General features: G+C 68.9%; 15 protein-coding genes. 10 read left to right on the top strand and 5 right to left on the bottom strand.

Features of this window, described 5'->3' with window-relative positions; genetic code table 11:
* Positions 1–64 precede the first annotated feature (64 nt).
* The gene (locus FKO37_RS34360; protein ID WP_238607229.1) at positions 65–616 is read left to right on the top strand and encodes a D-alanyl-D-alanine carboxypeptidase family protein; all 552 of its coding nucleotides are present in this window, start codon (positions 65–67) and stop codon (positions 614–616) included.
* Here the strand turns inward: FKO37_RS34360 and FKO37_RS34355 are convergent.
* Together FKO37_RS34355 and FKO37_RS34350 are read right to left on the bottom strand one after the other, a co-directional pair.
* Positions 613–1821, bottom strand: coding sequence for an RNA polymerase sigma factor (locus tag FKO37_RS34355; protein ID WP_037818701.1), 1209 nt, complete (start codon positions 1819–1821; stop codon positions 613–615). The two genes, FKO37_RS34360 and FKO37_RS34355, sit on opposite strands and share 4 nt — an antisense overlap.
* Positions 1818–2189, bottom strand: a complete 372-nt coding sequence (locus tag FKO37_RS34350; RefSeq protein WP_037818702.1) for a YciI family protein — start codon at positions 2187–2189, stop codon at positions 1818–1820. The genes FKO37_RS34355 and FKO37_RS34350 overlap by 4 nt, the downstream gene beginning before the upstream one ends.
* Positions 2190–2289: 100 nt before the next feature.
* Between FKO37_RS34350 and FKO37_RS34345 the strand changes: the two genes are divergently transcribed.
* Genes FKO37_RS34345 through FKO37_RS34335 form a run of 3 tightly spaced genes read left to right on the top strand, consistent with a single transcriptional unit; the run spans position 2290 to position 4766 of the window.
* Positions 2290–2829: a dihydrofolate reductase family protein gene (locus tag FKO37_RS34345; RefSeq protein ID WP_037818602.1), complete on the top strand. Its 540-nt coding sequence runs from the start codon at positions 2290–2292 to the stop codon at positions 2827–2829.
* Positions 2830–2848: 19 nt separating this feature from the next.
* Complete coding sequence (locus FKO37_RS34340) at positions 2849–3217, top strand: VOC family protein (RefSeq protein WP_037818603.1); 369 nt, start codon at positions 2849–2851, stop codon at positions 3215–3217.
* A gap of 58 nt (positions 3218–3275) precedes the next feature.
* Complete coding sequence (locus FKO37_RS34335; protein ID WP_238607227.1) at positions 3276–4766, top strand: MFS transporter; 1491 nt, start codon at positions 3276–3278, stop codon at positions 4764–4766.
* Here the strand turns inward: FKO37_RS34335 and FKO37_RS34330 are convergent.
* Complete coding sequence (locus tag FKO37_RS34330; RefSeq protein ID WP_238607226.1) at positions 4750–5256, bottom strand: emopamil-binding family protein; 507 nt, start codon at positions 5254–5256, stop codon at positions 4750–4752. The two genes, FKO37_RS34335 and FKO37_RS34330, sit on opposite strands and share 17 nt — an antisense overlap.
* Positions 5257–5307: 51 nt before the next feature.
* Between FKO37_RS34330 and FKO37_RS34325 the strand changes: the two genes are divergently transcribed.
* The 4 genes from FKO37_RS34325 to FKO37_RS34310 all read left to right on the top strand — a co-directional run bounded on the left by FKO37_RS34325 (position 5308) and on the right by FKO37_RS34310 (position 8246).
* The gene (locus FKO37_RS34325) at positions 5308–6144 is read left to right on the top strand and encodes a DUF1295 domain-containing protein (protein WP_238607225.1); all 837 of its coding nucleotides are present in this window, start codon (positions 5308–5310) and stop codon (positions 6142–6144) included.
* A 120-nt stretch (positions 6145–6264) separates the two neighbouring features.
* The gene (locus FKO37_RS34320) at positions 6265–6642 is read left to right on the top strand and encodes a hypothetical protein (RefSeq protein ID WP_037818608.1); all 378 of its coding nucleotides are present in this window, start codon (positions 6265–6267) and stop codon (positions 6640–6642) included.
* Position 6643: 1 nt separating this feature from the next.
* On the top strand, positions 6644–7690 hold the full coding sequence (locus FKO37_RS34315) for a hypothetical protein (protein ID WP_134663455.1): 1047 nt from the start codon (positions 6644–6646) through the stop codon (positions 7688–7690).
* A gap of 1 nt (position 7691) precedes the next feature.
* Positions 7692–8246 carry a YbaB/EbfC family nucleoid-associated protein gene (locus tag FKO37_RS34310; protein WP_238607224.1) on the top strand — a complete coding sequence of 185 codons (555 nt, stop codon included), beginning with the start codon at positions 7692–7694 and terminating at the stop codon, positions 8244–8246.
* Positions 8247–8486: 240 nt separating this feature from the next.
* Here the strand turns inward: FKO37_RS34310 and FKO37_RS34305 are convergent, their stop codons facing one another.
* Positions 8487–9155, bottom strand: a complete 669-nt coding sequence (locus tag FKO37_RS34305) for a TetR/AcrR family transcriptional regulator (RefSeq protein WP_037818612.1) — start codon at positions 9153–9155, stop codon at positions 8487–8489.
* Between the two features lie 140 nt (positions 9156–9295).
* Between FKO37_RS34305 and FKO37_RS34300 the strand changes: the two genes are divergently transcribed.
* Positions 9296–10147, top strand: a complete 852-nt coding sequence (locus FKO37_RS34300; RefSeq protein WP_205669953.1) for a 3-hydroxybutyryl-CoA dehydrogenase — start codon at positions 9296–9298, stop codon at positions 10145–10147.
* A 20-nt stretch (positions 10148–10167) separates the two neighbouring features.
* Positions 10168–11322 (top strand): acyl-CoA dehydrogenase family protein, encoded by a 1155-nt coding sequence (locus FKO37_RS34295; RefSeq protein WP_134663453.1) that lies wholly within the window; start codon positions 10168–10170, stop codon positions 11320–11322.
* A gap of 328 nt (positions 11323–11650) precedes the next feature.
* Here the strand turns inward: FKO37_RS34295 and FKO37_RS34290 are convergent, their stop codons facing one another.
* Positions 11651–12058: a helix-turn-helix domain-containing protein gene (locus FKO37_RS34290; protein WP_134663452.1), complete on the bottom strand. Its 408-nt coding sequence runs from the start codon at positions 12056–12058 to the stop codon at positions 11651–11653.
* Positions 12059–12139 lie beyond the last annotated feature (81 nt).

Here is a 12139-nt window from a genome sequence, read left to right as displayed (position 1 = left end):
ACTGTTACAGAGCTGTCAAACTCCGAGCGCAGTGCGCGCACACTGGGGCCCGAAAGTGGACCTCATGATCGAGTCGCTTCGCCGGCCCCGGGTCTTCGCGGCCGTCACCCGCCTTCTGGCGCTGACGCTGCTCCCGGCCGCGTTCCTGCGTTCGCCCGGCCGCGGCCGCTACCTGGCCTGCCAGTGGGCGCTCGCGATGCGTTACCCGGCCGAGGACCTGGCAGGCTTGAGCGAACCGGCCCGCGCGGCCTTCACCGCGGCGCGCGCCGAGGCATTCTGGCGGGACCACCAGCTCATCGGCCTCACCTCGGGCCACCGCGACGCCGCGCACCAGCACCGGCTGTTCGCCGAAGAGGTACACCGCACCGGCTCCGTCACCTCGGCCCGGCGTCGGGTGCTGCCACCGCACGAGTCGGCACACGTCCGGGGCACAGCGCTCGACGTACGCCCGACCGAAGGAGCGGCGTGGCTGGAGGAGCATGGGGCGGAGTACCGGCTGTATCGCCGCTACGACAACGAATGGTGGCACTTCGAGTACCACGCGGACACCGTGCCGATGCGGCTGCCGGACCCGGGCGCGCTGCGTCCGCCGTCGATGGCTCGGGCGGCCAGCTAGGGCGATTTCCCGGGCGCGGCAAGGGATTCCAGGTATCTCCGCTCGGGAACGCTGAGCGTTTTCCGTGCCGCGGAACGGTAATAGCCCCGAGCTTGCTCGGGTTCGCCCGCCAGGTCGAGCAGGTGCGCGCGCACGACGTCGACGCGGTGGTGTTCGTCCAGTCCGGCGATCTCGTCCAGCTGCCGCAACCCTTCGCGGGCGCCGTGGACCATCGCGACCGGGACGATCCGGTTCAGCGCCGCGACCGGACTCGGCGCGAGGGCGAGCAGCAGGTCGTAGAGGGCGAGGATCTGCGGCCAGTCGGTGTCCTCGGCGCGGGCCGCCTCGGCGTGCACGGCGGCGATCGCGGCCTCGAGCTGATACGGCCCGAGCTGGGCGGTGACCAGGGTTTTCCCGATCAGGTCGAGCCCTTCGGCGATCGCGGCGGCGTCCCAGCGGCTGCGGTCCTGCTCGGCCAGCGGCACCGAGGCGCCGTCCGGCCGGGTCCGCGCGGGCCGCCGGGCGTCGGTGAGCAGCATGAGCGCCAGCAGCCCGGCGACCTCGCCGTTATCGGGGACCTGCGCGTGCAGCTGCCGGGTCAGCCGGATCGCCTCCGCGGTCAGCTCGACCCGGTTGACGGCGGTCCCGGAACTGGCGGTGTGCCCCTCGGTGAAGATCAGGTACAGCACCTGCAGCACCGCGGCCATCCGGTCGGCCCGTTCGCCCGGCGGCGGCATCCGGAACCGGGCCCCGCTGAGCCGTTTCTTCGCCCGGTTGATCCGCTGGCTCACGGTTTTCTCCGGAACCAGCAGCGCCCGGCCGATCTCCGCGGTGGTGAGGCCGCCGACCGCGCGCAGCGTCAACGCGAGCTGCGACGGTTTGGCGAGTTCGGGGTGACAGCACAGCATCAGCAGGGTCAGCGTGTCGTCCTCAGCCGGGGCCAGTTCCGGTTGCGGCACCGCCAGCGCGGCGACCGTCTGCTCGCGGTGCCGTCGGGCGGACTCGCTGCGCTCGATGTCGATGCGCCGGCGTGCGGCCGCGGTGATCAGCCAGCTCTTGGGGTTGTCCGGCAGGCCCTGCTCCGACCATTTCACCGCAGCCGACAACAGCGCTTCCTGCACCGCGTCCTCGCAAAGCGTGAAATCGCCGAACCGGCGGCAGACGGCGGTGAGCACCTGCGGCGAGAGGTCGCGCAGGAGCTGCTCGAAACCGGCCGGGGGAGTCAGAGATCCAGCTCTTTCACGTTGCGGATCGGCCGTACCTCGACCTTGCCGTACAGCGCGTCCGGCACCCGCGCGGCGTGCTCCAGCGCCCGCTCCATGCTCTCGCATTCGACCAGGTAGAAGCCGACCAGATGCTCCTTGACCTCGGCGAACGGCCCGTCGCTCGCTACCGCCTTGCCATCCTGCACGGTGACGCACTTGGCTTCGGCGGGATCGGCCAGCCCGTCGCTGAGCACCAGCTCGCCGGACTCCTCGAGCGCCCGGTCGAGCGCGAGGTGGCTCCGGCCGAACGCGGCCTTCTGCTCGTCCGAGAACTCCTCCCAGAGCGCCCGGAACCGCGGGTTGCTGTGGATCATGATCAGGTACCGCACGACGGCCCCCTCCGAAAACTTTTTCGCCGCCGGTTGTCGCCTCGCGGATTCCGGCTCCGACGTCCCCCGTGTCCAGGTCAGCTGAAGAAGGAGCATAGCCGTGCGGAAGATCGTGGCCGGACTGTCGGCGTCGCTGGACGGGGTGACCGAGTCGCCGCCGGAGTGGATGATGCTGAACCACGAGGCGGACGAGGTGATCCGCGCCGGCATCGCCGAATCGGACGCCGTCCTGCTCGGCCGGAACACCTACGCGGACTTCGCCCGGATGTGGCCCGCGCTGGGCGACTCGTCGCCGATGGCCGCGTTCCTGAACAACACCCCGAAGTACGTCGTGTCGAGCACGCTCACCGAAGTGAACTGGAGCGGTTCGACGCTGCTCGGCCCTGATGTAGCGGCCGAGTTGACCGCGCTGAAGAGCAAGCCGGGCAAGAACATCCACATTCCCGGCAGTCCGCGGCTGGTGCGGTCGCTGCTGCTGACGGGCTTGCTCGACGAGCTGAACCTGCTGATCCACCCGATCGTGCTCGGTTCGGGCGAGCGGCTGTTCTCGACGGCTTCTTCCCGGGCTGACCTCGAACTCGTCGCTTCCCGGACGTTCGGCAATGGCGTCCTCTGCGTGACTTACCGCCCTCGGCACTGACAATTATCCAGGAGGAAAAATGTTCGACACCAGCAAGGCATTCAGCGGTTTCTCCGTCGACGACATCCCGGCCGCGCGGAAGTTCTACGCCGAGACGCTCGGCATCGAGGTCACTGAAAACTGGGGGATGCTGCGGCTGCGTCTCGCCGAAGGGCGTGAAGTCCTCGTCTACCCGAAGGGCGACAAGCACGTTCCGGCTGAGTACACGATTCTCAACTTCCCGGTGGACGACATCGACCAGGCGGTCGCGGACCTCGGCGCGGCCGGGGTTTCCTTCGAACCGTTCGACGGCGTCGACGAAAAAGGCATTTTCCGGCTCGGTGGACCACTGATCGCGTGGTTCCGCGATCCGGCGCGGAATATTCTTTCGGTGCTTCAGGAAAACTGAGGACAGGACCGCAAAACTGAAGATGCCGGAACGCGCGCCCGGATGAGAAGTTGGAGGCATGACGACAGTTTCGGGGCCGGCTCGCACGAGCTGGCGGGGAGTGCTCGCGCTGGCGGCGGCGGTGGTCGTGGTCGCTTCGGCAATGGGCTTTTTCCGGGCTTTCACGATGCCCGGAATGGACTCGATGGACGCGATGGGTCCACCGGGTTCGACAGCCGGCCGGCGGCTGCACGGCATGGCGCTGGCCGACATGCCGGAAATGTTCGTCGCCGGCGCGGCCTTGCTCCTCGCGCTGGGAGCCGCGCTCGTCCTCGGCCGGACGCGGCAGGGTGCGGTCCCGGCTGTCCTGCCTCCGCACACGGTCCGGGGAAGGCGGACGATCGCGGCGGTCGCCACCGCCGCGCTCACGATCGACATCAGCAAGACGTCGACGCTGGGGTTCGTCATCCCCGGCCTGCGCACGGAATACGGCATCGACGCCTCGACCGCGTCGCTGCTGGCGGTGAGCGGGCTGTCCGGCACCGCGCTGGGCGCGCTGCTGTGCAGCAGGCTGGCCGAGCGCATCGGCCGTCGAGCCTGTTATCTGCTCGCCACGCTCGGGTTCACCGCCACGAGCATGTGCGGCACCATGCCGGATTTCGGCGGCAACGTGGTGATGTGCTTCCTGATGGGCATCGCCGTCGGCGGGCTGGCTCCGATGCTGATCACGGTGCTCAGCGACCTCTTCCCGGGGCCGGGCAGGGGAGCGGCGGTCACCGGCCTGTCGATCCTCGCGACCGCGATCGGCTACCTGGTCGCGTCCGGTTCCGCGTTGTGGCTGGAGCCCGTCTTCGGCTGGCGGGTGCTGTGGCTCATCGGCGCGCCGACCGGACTGCTGCTGGCCGCCGCGGCAGCCGTCATCCCGGATCAGCGGAGCACCCGCGAGCCCGCCGCGTCGGAGGACAACTGGCTGGCCCGGAACACGCTCACGACCCGCCTGCAATGGGTGTTCGCCTTCTCGATCGGCTTGACCACATTCGGCCTGACCACCTGGGTGCCGACCCTGTCCCGCGTCGGCGGCCTCCCGCTGACCACGGCGAACGCCCTGCTGACCGGATCCGCGGTGGCGATGGTGCTGTGCGCGGGACTGCTGGTCCTCGGCTACCGCCGCTTCGGCCCGACCGGCGTCACGGTGCGGCTGGCCGTCTGCGTCGCGATATTGCTGTTGGCGCTCGCGGTCTCGGGATGGGCGGTAGCTGTGCCGTGGCTGTCGGCTGCGGTGCTGACGGTCGCCTTGCTAGGCGTCAACACGATGGCGGCGGTGTTCCTGCCAGTCGCCGCCGATGTGGCCGATGACGGCTTGCGCGGGCGGGTCGCAGGGTCGGTGTCGTTCTTCAACCGGCTCGGCGGGTTGGCTGGCCCGTTGGTGCTTTCGCTGCTGGTGAGGTCGGTGTCGGAGGTACTGGTTTCGGTCGCGCTCCTGGCAATGCTGTGCGGTTCGGTCGCGGCCTATACGAGCCGTCGACAACGGGTGCTGCGGAAGGCCGCAGCGGTCAGAACCGCCGCGTGAACGGCAGCGGACGGCGCATCCGCACCAGCAGCAGCAACGGAACCAGCACGTAGGGGAGGTTGAACGCGAGGAACTTGGCCGGGTTGCCGGTGCGCGTCGCCGGGGCGCCGAAGAACTCGACGCCGAACACGACGATCCCGGTGAGCGTGACGATCATCGTCGCGTAGACCACCGCGAACAGCTGGATCCCGTTGCGGCCCGCGACGAGGCACCAGACGAGCACGACGTAGAACGGGAGGTATACGAACGCCGACAGGCCGGTGACGATCCGCATCCAGTCCGGCGGGTGCATGAAGAGCGGGTCGGCGTCGTGGGCGTACCAGTAGTTGGAGTCGACGAAGAAGTTGCCGGTCGGCCGCGAGAAGTCGACGCCGACCGTCGGCAGCAGGTCGCTGATCAGCGATGTCACCGTGAACGCCGAGAAGATCACGGCGAAGAAAATGTCGATCTTGCGCTCGCGCAGGGGCAGGTTCGCCGTCGTGGTGCCCATCGGCGGATTGTAGGGCGTCGCAGCGGCGATTTCGGCAGTACAGTCGCGGTCATGAACGCGTTCCAGGTGTGCCTCTGGGTGTTCGCGGGAGTGTGCGCCGGCTGCTGGCTGCTGTCGGTGCTCACCAGGGAGTACTCCTGGGTGGACCGGATCTGGTCGGTCGTCCCGGTGGCTTACGTCGGCATCTTCGCCGGGCACGCGGGGTTCGCGGACGCGCGCCTGAACCTGCTGTTCGCGCTCGTGTTCCTGTGGGGCGCGCGGCTCACGTTCAACTACGGCCGCAAAGGCGGCTACGCGCCCGGTGGCGAGGACTACCGCTGGGCGGTGCTGCGCGGCCGGATGGCTCCGTGGCAGTTCCAGCTGTTCAACCTTTTCTTCATCACGCTCTACCAGAACGTGATCCTGCTGCTCATCACTCTTCCCGCGTGGACCGCGCTCGACCATCAGACTCCGCTGGGCACCGCCGACATCGTGCTGGCCGTCGTGTTCCTCGCGTGCCTGGCCGGCGAGACGATCGCGGACCAGCAGCAATGGAACTTCCACCAGTGGAAGAAGCGCGAGACCGCCGCCGGGCGCACTCCCGAACCGCGGTTCGCGCAGACCGGGCTCTTCCGGTTTTCCCGGCACCCCAACTTCTTCTTCGAGCAAGCGCAGTGGTGGCTGGTGTTCCTGATCGGCGTCTCCGCGGCCGGCGCGGTCACCTGGACGATCGCCGGCGCGGTCCTGCTGACGGCGCTGTTCATCGGCTCGACGATCTTCACCGAGAGCATCACCCTCGGCCGCTACCCCGAGTACGCGGACTACCAGCGGCGAGTCTCGCCGATCGTGCCGTGGTTCCCGCGCCGGGCCGACCGCCGCGGAAGCGCCGTCGGGTCCACTTCGGACTGAGTCCGGCCCGCGGTGTGACCGCCCTCACGGGAATGCCGTGAACCTCCCCGGTGTCCGATGAGTCGGAAGGGATACCGTTCGCCCGGTAGGGTCACGGTTCACACGACTGGGGGTAGTTTCATGATCGGTTTCGAAACCGACCTCGACGACCTGCGCAAGGCGAGCGGGTTCGTCGCGAACGCCGGGGACGCGGCGGAGACCGCGCGCGGCGGAGTGCGCAGGCTGGACCTGCCCGACGCGGTCGGCCCGGCCGCCATCATCGGCTCGATCGACCTGTTCGGCGGCGGCCCGACCACCGCGTTCGGCGGATCGCTCGGCATGCCCAAGATCGCGGCGGCGTACGAGAACCACCGCGCGAAGGTCGAGGAAGCGCTCGCGAAGCTGGCCTACACGACGCATCAGGCGAGCGAAGCGCTCAAGCGCGTGGCGGAGCTGTACGAGGCGTCGGACGCCGAGGCGCAGTCCGCGGTGCGGCGCGCGGGCGGAGAGGTGCGCTGACGTGAGCGAGCAGGAAGACTACTTCGGGCTCAGCGGCGGCTCGGACGGGCGTCCGCGCGCGGAACTGCTCGAAGGCATCAGCGAGGATCTGCACAAGGGCGCCAACGACGCGCTCGACGGGCTGGAATTCCTGCGCTACGCGGAGTTCTTCAAGTTCTCCGCGATCAAAGAGCTGTACGAGTCGTACCAGGACAAGGTCACCGAGGTCTTCCGGGAGTTCTCCGAGGCCGACCTCAAGGACACCGGCGGCGGCCTGCAGTCGATGATCAACTCGTACGAGCCGGTGTGGAAGAACCTCAGCCGCGGGTCGATCACCGAACTGCGCCGGGCGAAGGAACTGCTGGGCTCGTGGCGCGGCAACGCGGCCGAGGACGTCAAGACCTACCTCGACCGGCTGTCGGAGGCCTACGAAGCGCTCGCCGCGGAGATCACGGTCGTGGAGAGCGACATCGTCGCCGCCCGCGACGGCGTGTGGGCCGCGCGGGACGACCTCAGTTCGCTCGCGCTGACGTTCCGGGAAACCGCCGAGAAGTACCAGAAGGAGAAGGCCAAGGAAGGCGAAATCTCCTGGTCCAAGGTGGCGGCGGTGGCGTTCACCGGCGCTCTGGTCGGGATGCTCGCCGTGGTCGCCACCCCGGGCGGAGCCGTGGCCGCGGCGGGCGGGCTGTCGATGAGCGCGGTCGGCGCACAGGCCGCGGTCGCGGGTGCGGGCGCCGGGCTCACCGAGGTGACGGCGCAGGCCTCGGCGAAGGTCGAGGGCGACAACGCGGACGACATCTTCCAGAGCTTCCTCAGCGGCGTGGACAAGATCCGTTCGCACATGCAGGAATCGGCGGGCAGGCTGGCGGACAAGATCCACGAGAAGTCGGTCAACCTGCCCCCGGTGCCGAACCCGCCCGACGTCAGCCCCGGCGATTCGTTCGACCCGGCCAACTTCGAGACCTCGAACACCCCGAAGGGCACCGAAAAGCGGGTCCGGGACCGGAACGTCGACATCGCGCCGGACGGTTCGGTGTCGCAGCCGCTGTCGCCGTCCACGATGGACTGACGTGCCCAGTCCGGAAGAACTGATCCAGGCTCTGTCCGCGTTGTCGGTCGAGGCGTCCTCGCCCGGCAACGCGGTCACCGCCACGGTCAACACCGACGGTGTCCTCACGGGACTGAAACTGTCCGGCACAGTACGGAATCTGCCGCCGGACGAGCTGGCCGCGCTGGTGCTGCGCACGTACGCCGAAGCGCAACGGGAATCGGCGAACCGCACGGCGGCGCTGCTGGCTCCGCTCGGCACCCGCGGATACGTGATGGACCGCCTGAAGTGGCGGGCCGGGTTCACCCCCGAAGCCGCGCCCGCGACTCCGGCTCCCCGGCGACCCGCTCCGCCCGCCGAGCCGAGGCCGTCTCCCGCGCCTGGCGAGCCGAAACCCGCTGCCGCGCCGGAGAAGCCCGCGGTCTCGCGGAACCCGGCGGCCGCTTCGGCTGTGCAGGGCGAGGGCGACTACCTCCGCAACCGCACCTCCGACCCCGAACGTTCCGCGGAACCGGAGCGCCAGGTGAGCGACGAGGATTGGTACGAGGCTGGCGTGCGGTTCGACGAGGCCTGGTAGCCGCGCGGCACGGCGGAAGGGGTCTTTGCCGGTACGGAACGCGACTGCTGTCGTCTCCGTCTCGACGTCTGTGGCTGCTTATGAGCTACCAGGCGCGGTACGCGTTCAGCCGAGTGTGCCCTCGTCGCCGACGGCCAGCACGGCGGAAAGTCTTTGCTCGTAGGGAAACGACCACCGCCGTCTCCGTCTCGCCATCGCGGCATCGAACGCTGCTTGTGAGCGACCAGGCGCGGTAGCCGTTCAGCCGAGCGTGCCCTCGTCACCGAGCAGCTTGCGCAACCCCGGCAGCACCGCGGAAAGGTCTTTGCCCGTCCGGAAAGCGACCACCGTCGTCTCCGTCTCACCAGTATTGCCGAACAGCGCGACAGTGTCCGCCATCGCAGCGTCGAAGGCCGCCTCCGGATCCGCAGCCTGCCCCCGCAACCATCGCCGAAGGACGTGGTTGTGCGCCGTCACCACCGCGGCTGCCATGAGTTCGGCGCGCAGCGCGGTTTCTTCGCCGCCGCCCATCCAGCGGTGGACGAATTCCTGGAACAGCCGTTGATACTGCCGCGTGCCCGCGATTTCGCGCGCGCGTAGAGCGGGCACGCTGCGGGTGAGCCGGTAGCGCGCCAGCGCGAGGTCGCCTTCCGCGACGTAATGCCGCAGCACCAGTCGCGCGGCTTCGGTGACCGCGACGATCGCCGTGCGCGGGTCGGATCCGGCCAGCCGGGCCTCGATCGCGCTCAGCAGCACCTCGTGGTCGGGGAAGATCACGTCCTCTTTGGACCGGAACGCACGGAAGAACGTGCTGCGCCCCACGCCCGCGCGGTCGGTGATGTCGTCCACCGTCGTCTGGTCGTAGCCGCGTTCCTCGAACAGCGCGAACGCGGCCTCGGTCAGCCGTTGCTTGGCCGGTTTCTCGGGCATCGGGCCACCTTTCGCACGCACGCTGCGGCCAGCCTAATCGGACGCGGCCGCGCGGGAGCAGGGTGAGGTGGGCCACCCCGCTCTCGCCTACTCGCCGGTACTGAGTACCGTTATCATGAAACCAAGTACCGGAGGGATGGGTGAGGCACGTGGAGCTCGTCGGCGTGGTCGGCTGCGGCCAGATGGGGGCGGGGATCGCCGAGGTGTGCGCCCGGGCCGGGCTGGACGTCGTGGCGGTCGAATCGAGCCGGGCGGCCGCCGACGCGGGCCGGGCGCGGCTGGAGGCGTCGCTGGGGCGGGCCGAGCGCAAGGGGAAGATCGCGTCCGCGGCCGAGGTGCTGGACCGGATCCGGATCACCGAGGACCTCGACGACCTGGCCGACCGCACGCTCGTCGTCGAGGCGATCGTCGAGAACGAGGCGGTCAAGGCGGAGCTGTTCGCGAAGCTGGACAAGATCGTCGCCGCGCCGGACGCGGTGCTGGCCTCCAACACGTCGTCGATCCCGATCATGAAGCTCGGCACCGCGACCGAGCGCCCGGCGCAGGTGCTCGGCATCCACTTCTTCAACCCGGTCCCGGTGCTGCCGCTGGTCGAGCTGGTGCCGAGCCTGCTCACCGGCGACGAGACCACCGACCGCGCGCGGAAGTTCGCCGAGGAGACCCTCGGCAAGCACGCGATCCTGTGCCAGGACCGCGCCGGATTCGTGGTGAACGCGCTGCTGATCCCGTTCATCCTCGCCGCGGTGCGCATGCTGGAGTCCGGCTTCGCGACGAAGGAAGCCATCGACGAGGGCCTCGTGCGCGGCGCCGCGCACCCGCAGGGCCCGCTCGCGCTGGCCGACCTGATCGGACTGGACACCACGAAGGCGGTCGCGGAATCGCTGTACGAGGAGTTCAAGGAGCCGCTGTACGCGCCGCCGCCGCTGCTGGCCCGCATGGTCGACGCCGGCCTGCTTGGCCGCAAGACCGGCCGCGGCTTCTACACCTACTGAGTTCCGGAGAGGAGAACCCGATGAGCTTCGACCTGTTCAAAATCAACGAAGACCACGAAGCGATCCGCGAAGCCGTGCGCGCGGTCGCCGAAGAGCAGATCGCCCCGCACGCCGCGGAGGCCGACGAGCGCGAAGAATTCCCCAAGGCGTCCTACGACGCACTGGTCGCGTCGGACTTCCACGCCCCGCACGTGCCGGAGCAATACGGCGGCGCCGGTGCCGACGCGCTGGCCACCTGTATCGTGATCGAGGAAGTGGCGCGCGTGTGCGCTTCGTCCTCGCTCATCCCCGCGGTGAACAAACTCGGCAGCCTGCCGCTGATCCTGGCCGCGAACGAGGATGTCAAGGCGAAGTACCTGCCCCCGCTGGCTTCGGGCGAAGCGGGATTCTCGTATGGACTGTCCGAACGCGACGCGGGCTCGGACACCGCCTCGATGCGTTGCCGCGCCACCCCTTCCGGCGACGACTGGATCCTCAATGGACAGAAGTCGTGGATCACCAACGCGGGCTTCTCCGAGTACTACACGGTCCTGGCGGTAACCGACCCCGACGGTCGCCGCGGCGCCAACGTGAGCGCCTTCGTGGTCGAGAAGTCGGACCCGGGGTTCTCCTTCGGTGCCAAGGAAAAGAAACTGGGCATCAAGGGCTCGCCGACGCGTGAACTGCTGTTCGACCAGGTCCGCATCCCGGGCGACCGCATGGTCGGCGAGCCGGGTCAGGGCCTGAAGATCGCCCTGAAGACGCTGGACCACACCCGCGTGACGATCGCCGCGCAGGCCGTCGGCATCGCGCAGGGCGCGCTGGACCACGCGCTGGGATATGTCAAGGAGCGCAAGCAGTTCGGCAAGCACATCGCGGATTTCCAGGGCATCCAGTTCATGCTGGCGGACATGGCGATGGCAGTCGAGACGGCGCGCCAGATGGTGTACACCGCGGCCGCGAAGTCCGAACGAGGCGACGACGACCTGTCGTTCTTCGGCGCGGCGGCCAAGTGCCACGCGTCGGACGTGGCGATGAGCGTGACAACGGACGCGGTCCAGCTGCTCGGCGGGTACGGCTACACGCGCGACTTCCCGCTGGAACGCATGATGCGGGACGCGAAGATCACGCAGATTTACGAGGGCACGAACCAGATCCAGCGCCTGGTGATGGCTCGGCAGTTGCTGAAGGGCTGACGTTTCCCCCCGGCAGTTCGGGCGGCTCTGGCTGCTCATGATCAGGTCTCTTGCAGGCCGTCAGAGCAGCCGGGCCGTCAGAGCAGCCAGGCCGTCTGAACACCGCGTCGAGCGCGCACACGGAGTTCAGTGGCTCCTCGCCGTCGGCGTGCTCTTCGATGGCGACCGCCCATCCCGCGGCCATCGGCCAGCCGTAGCGAGCCTCGATCCATTGCGCGGCTGACGTTGCCGAAGCCGCATTCCCGGGCGAAGCCGGATCTCGTCGAAGACTTCGTGCACGTCTTGGCACTGATCCAGCTGAGCAAGCACTGCCGCAGCGAGCACGCAGTCAGGTCGAAGGCTTGTGCTGCCGATCATGCCTTCGCTGTGCCTTCACCACATCCACCGCCCGCACGCGGACCCATTCCAGCAGGCCCTCCAGCGGCGTCGCCAGTTCCTGCCCAAGCTCCGTGAGCGAGTACGTCACCTTGGGCGGCGTAGCGGGCTCCACCTCGCGATGGATCAACCCGTCGCGGGTGAGGGTGCGCAGGTTCTGCGACAGCATCTTCTCGCTGATTCCGCCGATCGTGTCGCGCAGTTCGTAGAAGCGCGCCGGACGATCGCGCAAGGACAGCAGGATCAGCGTGCCCCAGCGGCTGCACACGTGGTCGAGCACCGTCCGGCCGGGGCAGTCGCTGTTGAACGCGTCACCCGGGTCCGGGGCGGTGCGGCGTCCTGCCTCGGTGCCTACTCCCATGTCCGGAGCTTACCCCACGGTGCGTCCTTACCAAAAGTTAGCCCAGAACCTACGGTGAGCTTCACTGCGACACAAGGAGGT

The organism is Amycolatopsis sp. Poz14, assembly GCF_006704225.1.
Classification (GTDB): Bacteria; Actinomycetota; Actinomycetes; order Mycobacteriales; family Pseudonocardiaceae; genus Amycolatopsis; species Amycolatopsis nivea.
This window is presented reverse-complemented; position numbering and strand designations above follow the sequence as displayed.